The 16,831-nt window shown below is 74.8% G+C and carries 11 protein-coding genes; 4 read left to right on the top strand and 7 right to left on the bottom strand.

The annotated features are described in order from the left end of the window. Window positions 1–58 precede the first annotated feature (58 nt). Window positions 59–1,450 carry a dihydrolipoyl dehydrogenase gene (gene lpdA, locus ACN263_RS21525; protein ID WP_422736160.1) on the bottom strand — a complete coding sequence of 464 codons (1,392 nt, stop codon included), beginning with the start codon at window positions 1,448–1,450 and terminating at the stop codon, window positions 59–61. A 178-nt stretch (window positions 1,451–1,628) separates the two neighbouring features. Here lpdA and ACN263_RS21520 point away from each other — a divergent pair, with 178 nt between their 5' ends. Further along, on the top strand, window positions 1,629–1,958 hold the full coding sequence (locus ACN263_RS21520; RefSeq protein WP_422736159.1) for a hypothetical protein: 330 nt from the start codon (window positions 1,629–1,631) through the stop codon (window positions 1,956–1,958). A gap of 45 nt (window positions 1,959–2,003) precedes the next feature. On the opposite strand, the gene ACN263_RS21515 is transcribed toward ACN263_RS21520, so the two are convergent. Then, window positions 2,004–3,578: a leucyl aminopeptidase gene (locus tag ACN263_RS21515; RefSeq protein ID WP_422736158.1), complete on the bottom strand. Its 1,575-nt coding sequence runs from the start codon at window positions 3,576–3,578 to the stop codon at window positions 2,004–2,006. A 162-nt stretch (window positions 3,579–3,740) separates the two neighbouring features. Between ACN263_RS21515 and gcvT the strand changes: the two genes are divergently transcribed. Continuing rightward, a complete protein-coding gene (gene gcvT, locus ACN263_RS21510; protein ID WP_422736157.1) occupies window positions 3,741–4,871 on the top strand; it encodes a glycine cleavage system aminomethyltransferase GcvT in 1,131 nt (376 codons plus the stop codon). A 141-nt stretch (window positions 4,872–5,012) separates the two neighbouring features. Here the strand turns inward: gcvT and ACN263_RS21505 are convergent, their stop codons facing one another. From ACN263_RS21505 to ACN263_RS21495, 3 genes are all read right to left on the bottom strand, one after another. Beyond that, window positions 5,013–6,302: a DUF2314 domain-containing protein gene (locus tag ACN263_RS21505; protein ID WP_422736156.1), complete on the bottom strand. Its 1,290-nt coding sequence runs from the start codon at window positions 6,300–6,302 to the stop codon at window positions 5,013–5,015. A 66-nt stretch (window positions 6,303–6,368) separates the two neighbouring features. Next, window positions 6,369–7,142, bottom strand: coding sequence for an adenosylcobinamide-GDP ribazoletransferase (locus ACN263_RS21500; RefSeq protein ID WP_422736155.1), 774 nt, complete (start codon window positions 7,140–7,142; stop codon window positions 6,369–6,371). Then, a complete protein-coding gene (locus tag ACN263_RS21495; RefSeq protein WP_422736154.1) occupies window positions 7,132–9,075 on the bottom strand; it encodes a bifunctional adenosylcobinamide kinase/adenosylcobinamide-phosphate guanylyltransferase in 1,944 nt (647 codons plus the stop codon). The genes ACN263_RS21500 and ACN263_RS21495 overlap by 11 nt, the downstream gene beginning before the upstream one ends. Before the next feature lie 142 nt (window positions 9,076–9,217). Here ACN263_RS21495 and ACN263_RS21490 point away from each other — a divergent pair, with 142 nt between their 5' ends. After that, window positions 9,218–9,418 carry a hypothetical protein gene (locus ACN263_RS21490; RefSeq protein ID WP_422736153.1) on the top strand — a complete coding sequence of 67 codons (201 nt, stop codon included), beginning with the start codon at window positions 9,218–9,220 and terminating at the stop codon, window positions 9,416–9,418. Continuing rightward, window positions 9,418–10,212 (top strand): site-2 protease family protein, encoded by a 795-nt coding sequence (locus ACN263_RS21485; protein WP_422736152.1) that lies wholly within the window; start codon window positions 9,418–9,420, stop codon window positions 10,210–10,212. The genes ACN263_RS21490 and ACN263_RS21485 overlap by 1 nt, the downstream gene beginning before the upstream one ends. Before the next feature lie 54 nt (window positions 10,213–10,266). Here the strand turns inward: ACN263_RS21485 and ACN263_RS21480 are convergent, their stop codons facing one another. Continuing rightward, the gene (locus ACN263_RS21480) at window positions 10,267–11,265 is read right to left on the bottom strand and encodes an aldo/keto reductase family protein (RefSeq protein WP_422736151.1); all 999 of its coding nucleotides are present in this window, start codon (window positions 11,263–11,265) and stop codon (window positions 10,267–10,269) included. Between the two features lie 43 nt (window positions 11,266–11,308). Continuing rightward, window positions 11,309–16,540 carry a WG repeat-containing protein gene (locus tag ACN263_RS21475; protein WP_422736150.1) on the bottom strand — a complete coding sequence of 1,744 codons (5,232 nt, stop codon included), beginning with the start codon at window positions 16,538–16,540 and terminating at the stop codon, window positions 11,309–11,311. Window positions 16,541–16,831: the final 291 nt, after the last annotated feature.

Below are 16,831 nucleotides of genomic sequence, written 5' to 3'. Positions count from 1 at the left end.
GACTCCTTCATTCCCCTGGGGGATCTTCGCCCGTCGCCGGACGCCGCGGTTTGGGTGATCAGGCGTGCGCGTGCAGCGGCTTGCCGGCGAGGGCCAGGTGCGCCTCGCCCAGTGCCTCGTTCTGGGTCGGGTGGGCGTGCACGAGCTGGGCGACCTCCGCCGGGTAGGCCTCCCAGTTGTAGATGAGCTGCGCCTCGCCGATCAGCTCACCCACCCGGGCGCCGACCATGTGGACGCCGACGACGGGACCGTCCTCGACGCGGACCAGCTTCACGAAGCCGGTCGTCTTGAGGATCTGGCTCTTGCCGTTGCCACCCAGGTTGTAGTTGTAGGTCTTGACCTTGTCGGCGCCGTACTGCTCCTTGGCCTTCGCCTCGGTCAGGCCCACCGACGCCAGCTCCGGGTCGCAGTAGGTGACGCGCGGGATGCCGACCTCGTCGATCACGGCCGGGGTCTGCCCGGCGATCTCCTCGGCGACGAAGATGCCCTGCTGGAAGCCCCGGTGCGCGAGCTGGAGGCCGGGCACGATGTCGCCGACCGCGTAGACGTTCGGCACGCTGGTGCGCAGCCGCTCGTCGGTCAGCACGTAGCCCCGGTCCATCGTGACGCCCTGCTCCTCGTACCCGAGGTTCGCGGTGTTCGGACCGCGGCCCACGGCGACCAGCAGCAGCTCGGCCTCGACGGTCTCGCCGCCCTGGATGGTGAGCTTGACGCCGTTCTCGGTCTTCTCGACCGTCTCGAACGGCTTGCCGACCTTGAAGTTGATCTTGCGCTTGCGGAACGCCCGCTCCAACGCCTTCGACGACTCCTCGTCCTCGGCGGCGACCAGTCGGGGCAGCGCCTCGACGATCGTCACGTCCACGCCGAAGGACTTCCACACGCTGGCGAACTCGACGCCGATCACGCCGCCACCGAGCACGATCACCGACGAGGGGATCCGGTCCAGGGTCAGCGCGTGGTCGCTGGTGATGATCCGCTCGCCGTCGACCTCCAGGCCGGGCAGGCTCTTCGCGTACGAGCCGGAGGCCAGCACGATGTTGCGCCCGGTGTAGCGCTTGCCGTCCACCTCGACCACGTTCTTGCCGACCAGCTTGCCGTGGCCCTCGACGATGGTGATCGACTTGTTGCCCTTCAACATGCCCTGGAGGCCCTTGTACAGGCGGGCGATCACGCCGTCCTTGTACGAGTTGACCCCGGCCATGTCGATGCCGACCAGCTCGGCCTTCACGCCGAACTGCTCCGACTCGCGGGTCTGGTCGGCGATCTCGGCCGCGTGCAGCAGAGCCTTCGTGGGGATGCAGCCGTTGTGCAGGCAGGTACCGCCGAGCTTGCCCTTCTCGACCAGCGCGACCTTCAGGCCCAGCTGGACGGCGCGCAGCGCGGTCGCGTAACCGCCGCTGCCACCTCCGAGGATGACGATGTCGAAGGTCGCTTCGTTCGGCTCGCTCACGTCCAACTCCCAGGTCGCGTCACTGCATCGGGGGTCACGGAGGTGTAACACGGACACACCCCACCTCGGTCATCTTGTCACCACCGGGCACAGGGTGCGTAGTGAGGTGCCCAACGACACGTCATCGACACGTACCCTTGGCACCGTTGTCGATGACGTCAGGTGGGGGAGAAGTCCGGTGGGGTTGTTCCGGCGTCGCAAACAGGCGCGTGTGGCGAGCCACGATCGTGCGGCCGATCGTGGCGATCTGACCCATCTGGAGAACTTCATCCGGAGCCGGCGCGGCGTCGAGGCGTTCATCGAGCCCCGGACCACGGTCACCGAGACCACCGTCATCCTGATCGCCGACGACGGGGAGTGGACCCGCCGCCGCATCGACGGCCCGGACGGCGCGCGCCGCTTCGCGTACCGGATGGGCATCCCGATCTACGACGTCCGGCTGATGGGCTACCCGCAGCGGATGCGCGACTTCAACGAGCGCCGCAAGCGCCGCCCCGAGCGGTACTGAGAAACGGTGCAGGGCCCCCGGCCGGGGGCCCTGCACCGTGCGCGGTCAGCCGTTGGCGGCGACGTCCTCGACGAGCTGGACCAGGGTGCGGACCGGCACGCCGGTGCCGCCCTTGGTCCAGTAGCCGGTCGGCTCGCCCGAGTGGTAGCCCGGACCGGCGATGTCGATGTGCGCCCACGCCACGTCGTCGGTCACGAACTCACGCAGGAACACGCCGCCCTGCAGCATGTGCCCGGCCCGGTCCATCCCGGCGTTGACCTGCGAGATGTCCGCCACGTCGGAGTCCATGCCCTTGCGCACGTCGTCCGGCAGCGGCATCGGCCAGGCCGGCTCGCCGACCGCGTCGCCGACCGTACGGACCCGCTCGCACAACTCGGGAGTACCCATCACACCGGCGACCCGCTTGCCCAGCGCGATCACCTGACCGCCGGTCAGGGTGGAGGTCTCGAACAGGTAGTCCGTGCCGTCGGCGCAGGCCCGGGCGATGGCGTCGGCCAGCACCATCCGGCCCTCGGCGTCGGTGTTGAGCACCTCCACCTTCTTGCCGCTGAACATGCTGATCACGTCGCCCGGCCGGTAGCTGGTGCCCGACGGCATGTTCTCGGCCATCGGCAGGTACGCGCTGACCGCCACGGACGGCTTCAGCGCGGCGATCGCCAGCATCGCCGCACCCACCGCGGCGGCGCCCGCCATGTCGGACTTCATCTCCCACATGCCCTGCGCCGGCTTGATCGAGATGCCGCCGGTGTCGAAGGTGATGCCCTTGCCGACCAGCGCGACCCGCTTGCCGTTGCCGGCGTCCTGCGGCGTGTACGTGAGCTTCACCAGCCGCGGCGGAGCCTCCGAGCCCTGCCCGACCGCGATGATGCCGCCGTACCCTCCGGCGGCCAACGCCGCTTCGTCCAGCACCTCGACGCCGAGACCGGCATCGCGCGCGGCGGCGGCCACGGCGTCCGCGAACGACGGGGGACGCAGCTCGTTCGGGGCGGTGTTCACCCAGTCCCGGCTGAGCCGGACCGCGCCGGCGACCGCCTGCGCGCGGGTGATCTCCGCCTGGGCGCCCGCGTCGGCCGCGTCCGGGACGGCGATGAGCACCTCGGCCACCGGCTCCCGCCGGGTCGGCTGCGGCCGGGTCTTGTAACCGGCGAACCGGTAGCCGCCGAGCAGCGCACCCTCGGCGACCGCGCGCAGCGCGGCCGGCGCGTCCGCGTCGTCCGGCAACGGCAGGCTGAGCGCCACCTTCGGCGCGCCCGCCAGGGCCCGCACCACCGCGCCGGACGCGCGACGCAGCGTCTCCGGCGCCGGGGCGGCACCCGTCGGCTCCGGGCCGAGCCCGACCGCGACGACCAGCGGCGCCGTGACGGTGCCCAGCGTGGCCAGCTTGATCACCTCGCCCGGGCCACCGGTCGCGCCGAGCAGCGCCAGCGTCTCGGTCAACTTGCCGTCGAACGCGGCGGCGATGCTCTCCGCGCCGCTGCCGAGCAGCAGGGTGCCGGCGAGGCCGCTGGTGGCGTCCTGCTCTCCGGTCTGGCTGTGCACGCCGATCACGATCGCGTCGACGGCGAGCTCCGCCGGGTCGGTGTCGACCAGGCTCAGGGTGGTGGTGCGGGGGGTTGTCACTGAAGCTACTCCGGGCGGGCCGGGCCGGTCGCGTCGTCGCGTACCAGCGGTGAAGGTCTCCGGCGGAACCTACCCGCCGGACGTCAGGGCTGTCCCGCCGATCACGCCAACGGGGTCCCGCCGATGCTAACCAGCGGCGTAACCCCCGGTAAGTTGCCACCCATGACCGACGTGACCTCCGCCGCCGCCGAGACCCGGCTGCGCCGTTCCCCGCTGCACGAGCGGCACACCGCCGCCGGCGCCAAGTTCGCCCCCTTCGGGGGCTGGGAGATGCCGCTGGAGTACGCCGGCGGCGGGGTGCTCAAGGAGCACACCGCGGTGCGTACGGCGGTGGGGGTCTTCGACGTGTCACACCTGGGCAAGGTCCGGGTGAGCGGCCCCGGCGCGGCCGAATTCGTCAACTCGTGCCTCAGCAACGACCTGGGCCGCATCGGGCCCGGCCGCGCGCAGTACACGCTCTGCTGCGACGACGCCACCGGCGGTGTGGTCGACGACATCATCGCCTACCTGCACGCCGACGACCACGTCTTCCTCATCCCGAACGCCGCGAACACCGCCGAGGTGGTACGCCGGTTGCGCGCCGCCGCGCCGGAGCGGATCACCGTCACCGACGAGCACGAGGCGTACGCCGTGCTGGCCGTGCAGGGCCCCCGCTCGGCCGACCTGCTGGCCGCCCTCGACCTGCCCACCGAACACGGCTACATGAGCTTCGACGCCGCCAGCCTGGCCGCCGTGGAGCTGACCGTCTGCCGTACCGGCTACACCGGCGAGCTGGGCTTCGAGCTGGTGGTGCCGGCGGAGCACGCGGTGACCGTGTGGGACGCCCTGTTCGCCGCCGGCGAGGCGTTCGAGCTGCGCGCCTGCGGCCTCGCGGCCCGCGACACGCTGCGCACCGAGATGGGGTACCCGCTGCACGGGCAGGATCTCTCGCTGGACATCACCCCGGTGCAGGCCCGCTCCGGCTGGGCGGTCGGCTGGGACAAGCCGGCGTTCTGGGGCCGCGACGCGCTGCGCGCCGAGAAGGCCGCCGGCCCTCGCCGTACGCTGCGCGGTCTGGTGGCCGTCGACCGTGCCATCCCGCGTCCCGGCATGACCGTGCACGTGGGCGACCAGCAGGTCGGCGTGGTGACGAGCGGCACATTCAGCCCCACCAGGAAGCAGGGCATCGCCCTGGCCCTGGTGAACACCGACGCCAACCTCCCCGACGGCGCCGAGGTCGAGATCGACATCCGCGGCCGCCGCGCCCCGGTAACCCTCACCAAACCCCCCTTCGTAACCCCCTCAACCCACTAACCCCGCCGGCTAACCCCGCCGGAAGACCCCGTCGATCATGAAGTTATTGCCGAGACACGCCGACATCGGTGGCAATAACTTCATGATCACCGGGGTGAAGCGGGGGTGGGCCGGGGGCCCGGGTGGGGACCGGGTGGGGGTTTAGGGGGTGGGGGGTTCGCCGGAGTCCAGGACGGCTTGGGTCCAGCCGCCCTCGATGACGCCGGTCGCGTCCAGGACCGCCCAGTCGACGACGTCGGTGGACTCCACCACCACCGGAGCGCCGATCCGTACGCTCTCGTCGGTGTTCGCGTCGCTGGCGCTGACGCCGACGATCCGCTCCGGGGTCTCCCACGAGGTCACGCCCGCCCAGACGTACTCCGGGCCGTCGTCGCCCGGCAGGCCGTACTTCACCACCAGCTGCGACTCGGCCGGTAGCCGGCCGGCGACGAAGCGGGCCCGGGCGTCGCCCAGCGCGGCCCGGGCGGTGGCGACCGCGCGGCTCATCGCGTCGCCCGTGCGGGCGTAGCGCACGTCCGGCTGGATGCCGGAGAACAGCGTCGCGCAGGCGGCCGCGTAGTAGCGCCCGTCCGGGCCGGGGTGTCCGGCCGGTGGGCGCAGGCTCAGGAACGAGTCGGCCTCCGGATCGGTGGCCGGGTCCAGCTCCAGGCGCAGCAGCACCGGCGCGGTCGCGCCGTGCTGCTCCGGGTTGCCGTACGCCACGGCGATGTCGTGCCCGGTCACCGTGGCGAGCACCGGTAGCTGCACGAACGCCGGCACCTCCGCGCCGTTGAGGCCGTCGGTCCAGTCCCGCAGCAGTCGGCGGGCCGCGCCGGTCATCACCGCTCCCCAGGCCCGGGTGAGGTGGTCGGGCACCCCCTGGGTCTGCAACTCCAGCAGCCCGAAGCGACGCAGCCCCTTGGTGGTGAACCACAACCCCTCGGCGTCGGACGAGTACGGCACCAGCACCCAGTCGACCAACCGGATCCGGCCCTGCTCGTCGGGGAGCGAGCGCAGCGCGGTCGCCGGGTCGAGGAACTGGAGGCCGAAGACGTCCACCACGTCGCTGTCGACGGACTCGGCGACCGCCGCCGCCACCGCCCGGGCCGCCCACTCGTGCGCCGGCGGCCAACCGGGCCGGTACTCGGCCTGCACCACCACCAGGTGGGTCGCCGCCGCCAGCCGGGCCAACTGCTCCTCGGTGGCGCCGAACGCGGTGAGCAGATCCGGCGGCAGCGCGGGGAACTCGGCGATCGGCCGGGTGTCCACGCTCATCAGCGGGCTGTCCAGCATCTGTCGGGCGAGCCCGTGCACCGGTTCGGCCAGCCGGCCGGTCAGCGCCGCCACCGCCGTCTTCGGGCTGACCTTCGGCAGCCCCGCCATCGGCACCAGGTAGGTCGCGCTGAGCGACTCCGGAACCGGTACGGGCAGGAAGTCGTCCGTGATGAGCATGTTCGTTCCCCCGGTGGCCGCGCCGGTGTTGTCGAGCCGAACGCTACCCGGCCGCCCGTGCCGGCTTCAGCCGGACAGCACCACACCCAGGTAGACCAGCGTGGTGACCACCTCGACGGTGGCCCCGAGCACGTCGCCGGTGATGCCGCCGAGCCGGCGTACCACGTGGGTCAGCAGCGCCACCGCGACGGCCAGCGCCGCGACGACGGCGAGTGGCCCCTGCCACGGGCGGCCCGGCACCGCGGGCGCCGCCAGCAGCACGACGGCGACCGCGCCCACGGTCAGGGCCGCCGGGCCGACCGTGCCGGCCACCAGCGCGCCCAGGCCGTCCGGCCGGGCCGCGGGCACCCCCCGCCGGCAGGCCACCGTGACGCCCAGCCGGCCGGCGGCGGTCGCCGCGACCACCGCCGCGAGGCACGCCGGCCACGCCCGCCCGGCCAGCTCCGCGAGGGCCGCGGCCTGCACCAGGAGTACGACCACCAGCGCCACCACACCGAACGGTCCGACGTCCGGCTTCTTCATGATCTCCAGCGCGGCCGCGCCCCGCCGGTACGAGCCGAGCGCGTCCACCGTGTCGGCCAGCCCGTCCAGGTGCAGTCCCCGGGTCAGCAGCGCGGCGGCCCCCACCGTCACACCCGCCGCGACCAGCGGGGGAGCGAGCAGGCCGGCCAGCAGCAGGACACCACCCAGGAGTACGCCGAGCAGCGCGCCGACGGCCGGGGCGAGCGCCATCGCCGTACCCGCCACCGGGCGGTCGATCCGTCCGGCGCGTACCGGCAGGGTGCTGAAGGTGGTGACGGCGAGCCGGACGCCCGCGACGAACCGCGGCTCAGCCGGCACGCCAGCCCGACGCCGCCTGCTCGTCGGCCCCGGTGCGGGTGGGGCCCGGCCCGGCCGGCTCCGGCTCGACGAACTCCGGGTCGGTGTCGTCGGGCCCGGGGTACGCCGGCTCGTCGTCGGTGTAGTCGGGCGCCGGCTCGTCGGTGCCGTCCGGGTCGGCGTCGCCGCCGAGCGACGGGTGGACCGGCAGCGCGGCGGCCAGCGCCAGCACCGAGCGCAGCATGGGGAGTGCGACCAGGGCGTTCGCGCCCTCGCCGAGGTCCAGCCGGAGGTCGAGCAGGGGCTCGAGGCCGAGCACGTCGGCCGCCAGCCGCACCGCGGGGTGCTGGCCGTGGTCGGCCAGCAGGCACCAGTGCCGCGCCTGCCCGGCCAGGTCGCGGCTGATCATCCCGGCCGCCAGGCCGACCGGCCCGTCCAGCAGCACCGGCACCCGCCGGGCGGTCGCACCCAGCAGCACGCCGGTGGCCACCGCCACGTCGCCGCCGCCCAGCTCGGCCAGCACGTCCTTGGCGGAGCGCGGCGAGCGGCGGGTGCGGTGCAGGGCGTCCCGCACGGCCGCGCAGCGGACCATCCAGGCCGCGTCGTCGATCTCGCCGGAATCGGTGATCACCCGACCCAGCACCGCCGGCGGTTCCGCGCCCGCGGTGGCCGCCAGCACGGCCGCCGCCGCCGCCTCGGTGCCGGCACCGCACGCGCCCAGGACCAGCAGTTGTACGCCCGCGTCGGCCGCCTGCTCGGCCAGCCGCCAGCCGTAGCGCAGTGCCGACTCGACCTGCTCGCCGGCCAGCGCCGGCTCGGTCTCTATCGGGGCGGCGGCCGGTGTGTCCACCACCTGGAGGCTCGCGCCGGCCTCGGCGGCCAGCCGGGCCAGCGCGCCCCGACCGGCGCGGGCCTGCGCGGCGCGGCGTGCCGACTCGCCGGCGACGGTGCCGGCGGACGCGCCGCCCGTGTGGTCGCCGTTGAGCAGCAGCACCCGTACCGAACCCCAGGCGGACGGGGTCGACGTGCCCTGCGTGGCGGCGGCGAAGCCGACCACCCGGTCCAGGACGCCCAGCCCGGCGCCCGGCACGTCAAGGGTGGCCAGCCGGTCCACCGCCTGCGGGCCCGCGTACTCGTCGGGCATCGGCAGCTCCATGCCCGGCTGGATGACCAGTCCGGTGGCCACCATCGGCAGCGCCATGGTCGGCGCGGCCCAGGGGTCGCCGGGCTCCTGGTTCGGGGCGACCGGCGGGGTGTGGGTCAGGACCTCGGGGAGCTGCACCTCGGGCGTCGGCTCGGCGTCACCCAGGCTCACAGCGGCGCTCCGGCCCGGGGCGGCCTGGTCGGCGGCGACGGCGTGCCTCCCGGTCGCGGTCACCGGCGTGGACGGGGTCGAGGCGGGGGCCGTCGTCGGCTTCAACCAGGCGGGCTGACCGGCGACCACCAGCACCACGGCGTCGCAGGCGTCCGCGACCGCGCGGTTGGCCGCGCCGAGCGCGTCGGTGAACGCCCGCCCCAGCGGGGTCGTCGGCACCAGCGACAGCCCCACCTCGGGGCTGACCAGCACCACGCGGGCCGCGCAGCCGCGGATCGCCTCGGCCAGCTCGGCGATCGTCGCCACGTCGTCGGCGGGCTGGTGCTCCGGGTCGAGCAGCACGGTCACCCAGCCGCCCAGGTCGTCCACGAGCAGCGTCTCGGTCGGCTCGGCGGACGCGAGCACGTCCGCCAACCGGCGCGGCTCCCCGGCGGTCTCCTCGGTGGTCCAGCTACCCGGGCGGCGGGCGCGGTGCGTCGCCAGTCGGGTCGCCCACTCGGTGTCCTCGGGGTCGCCCTCCGGCGCGGTGGCGACATAGCGGACCATCGGCGCGTCGGCGACCAGGGACTCGGCGAACTCGGACTTGCCGGACCGGATACCGCCGAGCACCAGGACCGTGTTCCACCCGTCAACGGACATGCCCGTACCTTAAGGCCGCCCGGGGTCGCTCTGCCTGCCGGCCCGGCGCTCACGCGACGGGTGAGGAGCCGTCCCGCCTCGGGCCGACTACGCTGGCGGGGGTTCGTCCCACCGGGACTTCAGCGGCGAGGGGAGACGCGGCATGGCGTGGAGCTGGCGGTACGAGGGCACGGACGGTCAGCCGGTCGAGGGACCGGCGGAGTCGTTCGGCAGCCAGGCCGACGCCGAATCCTGGATCGGTCAGACCTGGCGTGAACTCGCTTCGTCCGGCGTCACCTCGGTCGCGCTCGTCGAGGACGACCGGGTCGAGTACCGGATGAGCCTGCTGCCCACGGCCGAGTGATGGCGTACGACCGGCCGGACGACAAGCTGGTCCTCGGCGTGCCGAAGGCGGCGTTCCGGCCCAGCCCGGTCTTCCTCGGCCTGGTCGCGCTCTTCGTGGTCAGCGGGGTGCTGGCCTTCAACGGCTACGGCAGCGTCCGCTTCGACGTGTTCCTGTTCGTGGTCTCCGGCTGGCTGGTGTCCCTCTGCCTGCACGAGTACGCCCACGCGGTGGTCGCCTACCGGGCCGGCGACCGGGACATCGCCCACCGTGGCTACCTCACGCTCAACCCGTTCAAGTACACCCACCCGTTGCTGTCGATCGTGCTGCCGGTGGTGGTGGTGCTGCTCGGCGGCATCGGCCTGCCCGGCGGGGCGGTGTGGGTGGACCGGCACGCGATTCCGGGACGGCTGCGGCACACCCTGGTGAGCCTCGCCGGCCCGGCGACGAACGTGCTGTTCACGTTGCTGCTGGTGCTGGCGGTCCGACTCGGCGCGACCTCGGGTGGTCGGGTCGAGTTCTGGGCCGGGCTGGCGCTGCTGGCGTTCCTGCAACTCACCGCGAGCGTGCTCAACCTGCTGCCGGTGCCGGGCCTGGACGGCGGCAACATGATCCAGCCGTGGCTCAATCCACAGTGGCGCCGGATGTACGACCTGTTCGCCCCGTACGGCTTCATCCTGCTCTTCGCGCTGCTGTGGAACCCGCGCCTCGGCGGCTGGTTCTTCGACGCGGTCTTCGCGGTCGGTGACCTGCTCGGCCTGCCGTCCTGGCTGTACGCCGCCGGCCTCGACCTGATCCGCTTCTGGCAGAGCTGAGCCGCCGGACCGCCGGCCCGGTCGGCGTGCACCGCCGACCGGGCCGGACCCGCGTCAGGGTCGCTGCGCGGGGGACTCGGTCTTCGCCGCGTCCCGCTCGGTGACCGGCTCGACGATGTCGTCGATGGCCTTGAGCAGCTCGGCGTCCAGCTTCACGCCGGCCGCCTTCACGTTGTCGTGCACCTGCTCGGGGCGGGACGCCCCGATGATCGCCGACGACACGTTCGGGTTCTGCAACACCCACGCCACGGCGAGCTGGGCCATGCTCAGGCCGGCCTGCTCGGCGAGCGGCTTGAGCTGCTGCACCCGGGTGAGCACGTCGTCGTTCATGAACCGGGCGATGAAGTTCGCGCCGGACTTCTCGTCGGTGGCGCGGGAGCCGGCCGGCGGCGGCTGCCCCGGCAGGTACTTACCGGAGAGCACGCCCTGCGCCATCGGCGACCAGACGATCTGACCGATGCCCAGTTCCTCGCTGGCCGGTACGACCTCGGCCTCGATGACCCGCCACAGCATCGAATACTGCGGCTGGTTCGAGACCAGCGGGACGTGCAGCTCCCGGGCCAGCGGGTGGGCGGCGCGCAGCTGCTCGGCGGTCCACTCGGAGACGCCGATGTAGTGCGCCTTACCGGAGTGCACGACGTCGGCGAACGCCTCCATCGTCTCCTCCAGCGGCGTGCTGTAGTCGTACCGGTGGGCCTGGTACAGGTCCACGTAGTCGGTACGCAGCCGACGCAGCGAGCCGTTGATCGACTCCATGATGTGCTTGCGGGACAGGCCACGGTCGTTGCGACCCGGCCCGGTCGGCCAGTAGACCTTGGTGAAGATCTCCAGGCCCTCGCGACGCTCGCTCTCCAGCGCCCGGCCGAGCACGTCCTCGGCCCGGGTGCCGGCGTACACGTCGGCGGTGTCGAAGGTGGTGATCCCCGCGTCGAGGGCGGCCCGCACACACGCGAACGCCGCATCCTCCTCGACCTGAGAACCGTGGGTGATCCAGTTGCCGTACGAGATCTCGCTGACCATCAGGCCGGAGCGGCCCAGGTGTCGGAATTCCATGTCCCGACCCTAACTCCGGTGGATCATGATCGCCGAGCGCGGTTCAGAGCACCGGGCTGGCGTCGGTCAACAGTCGGTCGATCTCCTCCAGCACCGTGGCGCGATCGGGGTGCACCAGATCGATCAGCGGCGCGCCGCGACGGTCCAGCGCACCCCACCGGCCGCCGCCGCCGACCAGGAACGCCACCGGATGGATGACCACCGTCGGGTACGACGGCGGCACCACCTGCGTGCCCGCGCGATCCACCACACCGCGCCGGCCGCCCACGTCGACGACCGCGAGACCCTCGTCGGTGAACCCGTCGACGGGTCCCGCGTCGGTCAACTCGGTGACGAAGGCGTGGTAGCGGGTCGGCACCACGATCCGTCCGGTCCGGTCGACCGCCCCCCAGCCGTCGCGCTTCACGGCCGCCAGCCCACGGCGGAACGGCCGCACGTCGGCGAAGTTCGGCGGAACCTGCACCGCGCCCGTCGGGTCGATCGCCGTCCACCCGCCGTCGGTGACCACCCAGGCCAGGCCGTCGCTGAACGGGCGCACCGCCCGGTACGACGGCGGGATCACCGTCGTACCCAACATGTTGATCAGCGACCACCGGTCGGTGTCCGGCCGCCGGACCCAGGCCAGCCCGTCGTGGAACGGTTGCGCCTCCGCGTACCGGGCGGGAACGGCGACCTCACCGGCCTGGTCGACGTAACCCCACAGCGCTCCGTCGCGGTCGGGCTGCGGGGGCCGGTCCCGATCGAGCACCTCGTCCCGACCCCGGGGGTACGGCCCGAAGCCGTCCGCCGAGGCTCGCACGGTGACCGCGTCGAGGGCCACCCGGACCCGGTCCAGCAGCTCGGCGTCGGCCGCGCCGCGCAGGTCGAGCGCCCGCTCGAAGTGCTGGCAGGCCTCCATCAGCCGGCCCTGGTCGTAACAGCAGCGCCCGGCGTGCTCGTGCAGCGCGGCGCGCAGCCGGTCGGGCAGCTCGACCGAGTTGGCCTCGGCGAACAGCTGGTCGGCCTCGGCGAAGTCGCCGCGCCAGCGCAGGACGTGCGCCAGCCGCGCCTGTGCCAGCGCGGTCCGGCGCAGCTCACCGGTGGCCTCCGCGTAGGTGAGGGCGAGGCGTCCGTCGGCCAACGCGTCGTCGAGGTCGCCGAGGATCCGCGAGGTCACCGCCCGCAGGCTGAGCAGTCGCGCGCGGGCCCGGTTGTCGACGGCGGTACCCAACTTCTCGGTCAGCCGCCGCCGGATGGCCCGCATGCCGTCCGGCTCGGTCAGCTCCTCGCGCAGGGTCACCGGGTCCAGCCGCCACCGGTACGCGGCCAGGACCTGCTCCGGGTCGCCCTCGTCGGACAGGGACGGGCCCGCCGGCTCCGCAGCGGCGGCCGGCGGCGCCGACACCGGCGCGTCCACCTCGGACGACGGGTCACGCGGCCCGGGAATGACGGCGGCCGGTACGGCGGAGACGGGCTTGCCGGCAGCGGGTGGCGCGGAGACCGGTTCGTCCGCGATCGGCGCGACGGCGGCTGCCGGGCCGGTTGCCCCGGGGCTGGACGGGGCTGCCGCCGACCGCCCGGAGCCGGGTTCGGTGGCGGCGGCCGCAGCGACGGATTCTGTGGCGGCGGGTGGCGTGGCGACGGCTTCGGCGGCCGGCGCGGCGACGGGCTCGGTGGTGGCGGGTGGCGCGACAGGCTCGGTGGTGGCGGGTGGCGCGACAGGCTCGGTGGTGGCGGGTGGCGCGGAGACGGGTTCCGCCTCGGCCGGTGGCAGGGACGTGGGTTCCGCATCGGCCGGTGGCGTCGAGGTGGACTCGGGGGCGGCGGGTGGTGCCGGGGTGGGTTCGAGGGCTGCGGGTGGCGCGGAGACCGGTTCGGCCGCGATCGGCGCGACGGTGGGTTCCGGGTCGGGTGGCCCGACGTCGGCGAAGGCGGGTGCCGGGCCGGCGCTCTCCGCTGCGGCGTCCGGCGCGGAACGGTAATCGGATGCGGCGTCGGGCGTTGCCGAGGTGGACGCTGCGGAGTCGGTCGTGGTCGCGGTGGGCGGCGCCGAGACGGGTGTGGCGTAGTCGGTCGTGGTCGCGGCGGGCGGTGCCGACACCGGCGCGGCGGGCGGTGCCGAGACGGGTGTGACCGGCGGTGCCGAGGTGGGCGCTGCGTAGCCGGTCGCGGTGGGCGGTGCTGACACCGGCGCGGCGGGCGGTGCCGAGACGGGTGTGACCGGCGGTGCCGAGACGGGGTCGGATTCCTCGTCGAGGTCGTCCGCGACGGACCCGTCCGGCCACTGCGGCGTCTCGCCGGGGACCGGACGGTGGTCCGGGATGGAGGCTTCCTCGACCGGCGCAGGTCGGTGGTCCGTCGCCTCGCTCAGGTCGTCCGACCAGGCGGGCGGCGCGACCGGAGTGGTGTGCGCCGGGGGTCCGGATACCGGCTCCGGTCCGCTCCGGGGCGGCTCGGCGGCGGACGTCCCCTGGTCGACCAACTCGCCGGGCCAGGATGGACGCTCGGCGTCGGCCGTCCCGAACGGCGGCGCGGAGACGGGCGGGCCCGAGACGGGTGCAACCGACACCGGCGCGTCCGGAACGGGCGGTGCGGAGACGGGCCGCGCGGTGGCGGGTGGTGCGGACACCGGTCGGGTCGGTGGCGGGTCGAACAGGTCGGCGGGTGGCCCGGAGACCGGTGCCGCGGCGGCCTCACCGGCGACGTCGGGCCGCGGGTCGTCAACCGGGCGGTCGACGGCCGGTTCGGCCGACGCGATCGTGTCGTGCCGGTCCCCGGTCTCCGCCGGTACGCCGACGGGGGCCCGTTCCTCGGTCGCCCCGGCGGTCGTGGCGTCGGCCGTCGGCGGCGTGTCGGTTGCCGTCGACGCGTCCTGCTCGGCTTCGACCGGCTGGTTGGCGGTGCTGAACCAGGCATCGGCTCCCTGCGTCGGCGCCGTCGTCGGCTCCGGCGTGGGTGGCGTGGACGCCTCGGTGGGCGTCGGAGGCACGTAGCGACGCGGCACGCCCGGGGCGATCGGGAGTGCCGGCTCGGCGGGGGGTGTGGGAGACGCCGGCGTCGCGTGTGTCGCGGGCGGCTCCGGCCGCTGCCACGTTGGCGGCGGCGCGACGGGCGGGCGGTTGTCCGGGCCGGGGTAGCGCGGTGGCGAGGTGGGCCGGGTGTCCGTCGTCGGCGCGGCGTCGGTGGGTCGGCGGTGTTCGGGCCGGGGGTGTTCGGGCCGGGACGGCGTCGGCTGGCCGTCCGACGACGGGGGATCCACCGGGGCGGGCAGGAACTCCACCCGGAGCCGCGCGGCCGGCGGACCGGAGACCGGCACCTCCGCTGCCGGCGACACCGGCATGCCCGACACCGGCCGGTCGTCCGGCGGTCGATGGTAGGGAGTGGACGGTCGCCGCTCGTGGTCGGCGGGAGCCGGGGAGACGGGCGTCGCCGACACCGGCCTCGCCCACCCGGCGGCGGGCGAGACTGGCCGGTCCCGACCGGGAGCGGCGGGCGAGATCGGCCGGTCCGGGCCCGGAGCGGCGGGCGAGATCGGCCGGTCCGGGCCCGGAGCGGCGGGCGAGATTTGCCGGTCCCGGCCGGGAGCGGCGGGCGACACCGGCCGCTCCGGCGACACCGGCCGCTCCGGCGACACCGGCCGAGCCGGAGTCACCCGGTCGGCGCCCGGTGCGGCCGGGGAGATCGGCGTGGGCGGGACCGGAACCGCCGGGGACACGGGGGTGGGTGGGACCGGGGTGTCCCGGCGGTAGGTGGGCGACGCGCTCGCGGCGGGGCGCGCCTGCCGTTCGTCGTAGCGAGGGGGCTCCACCGGTGGCCGTGCCGGGCCGGTGGGCGGTCGCGCCCCGACCCGCGGCTCGGTGTCACGGCGCGGCTCGGGTCGGTAGCCCGGCTCCCGGGTGCGGTCCGGATGCACCGGCCCGGGCGCCGGCCAGGGCAGGCCCGCGCCGGAGCGGGGCTCACGGTAGGCGTCGTCGCGGCGGGTCTCTTCCCGGTACGGCTCCGGTCGGGCCGTCTCGCGCGGGCGACGGTCCGGGTACGCGTCGGCGCGCGCTGCCGCCTCGCGGGGGTGCGGGCGGTGCGGGTCGACGTCGGGACGGCGACGGTCGTCGTCGCGGCGGGGCTGCTCCGCCTCCGGTTCGGGGCGGCGTCGCCGTCCACCCTCGGACGTCTGGGGCGGCCCGAACACCTCGTCCGGCCGACGCTGCCGCTCGGTGGACACGCCCGGTCCGGCCTCCACCCGGGACCGGTCGTCGACAACGGCCCGCTCCGCCTGGCGGGCGTCGTCGGGCCAGCGCTCGGGTCGGCGGGTGTCGTCGGCCACGCCGCGCTCCGGGCGGCGCATGTCGTCGGTCAGGCCGCGCTCCGGGCGACGGGCGTCGTCGGGCCAGCGCTCCGCGCGGCGGGCGTTCTCGTCGGGGCGGCGCTCCGGTCGGCGCAGGTCGTCGGGGCGGCGATCGGGCTCGCCGTCGGCACGGTAGCGGGAGCGGCTGTCGACGGGTGCCCACTGGCCCGGGCCCTCGACGGCCCAGCCGTCGGTCGGGCGGCTCTCGGGGCTGCGGGCCGGGCGGCCGCCGTACCCGTTGCCGGGCTGCCGGTCGTGGGCGGCGGGTCGCTCCGACGTGCCGCGTCGGCGCGGTGGCTCGTCCGGCTCGGCCACCCAGCCGGAGTCGCCGCGGGGCGTCGCGGAGTAGGGGCCGGGGGAGACCGGTGGCGACGTCGGGTACGCCCGGTCCCGGTCGGGTGGCTCGGGTCGGCGGCGGCTGTCGTACCCCTCGGAAGCGGGCTGGTCGCGGTGCCACGCGGCCTCCCGGCCAGGGACCCGGTCGTCGCTGGCGCGTCGGTCGGACCAGGCGGTACGCCGGTCCGACTCGGGGGAGCGGCGCTCCTCGCGCCGGGGCGGCTCGGGGAGCGGCCGGCGGTACGGCTCATGGTCGTAGTACGCGGTCTCGGGTCGGCCGGGGCGCGACGCGTCGGACGTCCGCTCGTCGCCGCGCGGCCAGCCGTAGGGCTGGTCCGGCTCGTCGTCCGCCCGCCATCGGCCGTCCGGCTCGGCGGGAGGTTCGTCGGCCCAGGACCGGCCGAGGTAGGTGCCGTCCGGGCGGGTGGGCGCGAGCGGCGGCACCTCGGCCCGGCCGACCGCGCTCGCCCGTCCGCGCGGCGGCGGGGACTGGTGGGCGGCGCCGATGTCGCCGGGGTAGCGCTGACCGGGGAACTGGGGTTGCCATTCGGTGGTCGGTTCGACCACCCAGGACGGTTCGTTCGGATCCCGCCACCGGTCGGTGTAGCGGCCGTTCATCCGTCGAGCCCGTCGCCACACCCGACCGTTCGGCCGCTCCCCGTCGACGGTGCGGTGGCCGGGCTCGTGTCCCGCTCGCCGTTGGGCGTCCGGTCGCCGCCTGCCACGCTCCGGTGGCCGGCTCGCGTCCGCTCGCTCACGGCGTTGTCACCTCGTTGCACATTGTCGCGCTGGGGCCTCGCGTGCCGGTCGGGTCGCCCGTTCCGGCAGGGCGTGGCTGCGGATGGAGGGTAACGGCGCGGGCTCGCCCACCGCCACTGTGGTGCCGCCCACGAGCGCAAACGTTATCCG

It is taken from the genome of Micromonospora sp. WMMD729 (genome assembly GCF_049315225.1).
Taxonomy (GTDB): domain Bacteria; phylum Actinomycetota; class Actinomycetes; order Mycobacteriales; family Micromonosporaceae; genus Micromonospora.
The sequence above is the reverse complement of the archived record's forward strand: the minus strand, read 5'-3'. Positions and strand labels throughout refer to the sequence as shown.

Excerpts from the sequence above, each read along its gene's own strand:
- gcvT (WP_422736157.1), top strand. The coding sequence starts at position 3,741 with ATGACCGACGTGACCTCCGCCGCCGCCGAGACCCGGCTGCGCCGTTCC.
- ACN263_RS21505 (WP_422736156.1), bottom strand. The coding sequence starts at position 6,302 with ATGCTCATCACGGACGACTTCCTGCCCGTACCGGTTCCGGAGTCGCTC.
- ACN263_RS21495 (WP_422736154.1), bottom strand. The coding sequence starts at position 9,075 with ATGTCCGTTGACGGGTGGAACACGGTCCTGGTGCTCGGCGGTATCCGG.
- ACN263_RS21490 (WP_422736153.1), top strand. The coding sequence starts at position 9,218 with ATGGCGTGGAGCTGGCGGTACGAGGGCACGGACGGTCAGCCGGTCGAG.
- ACN263_RS21485 (WP_422736152.1), top strand. The coding sequence starts at position 9,418 with ATGGCGTACGACCGGCCGGACGACAAGCTGGTCCTCGGCGTGCCGAAG.
- ACN263_RS21480 (WP_422736151.1), bottom strand. The coding sequence starts at position 11,265 with ATGGAATTCCGACACCTGGGCCGCTCCGGCCTGATGGTCAGCGAGATC.
- ACN263_RS21475 (WP_422736150.1), bottom strand. The coding sequence starts at position 16,540 with ATGAACGGCCGCTACACCGACCGGTGGCGGGATCCGAACGAACCGTCC.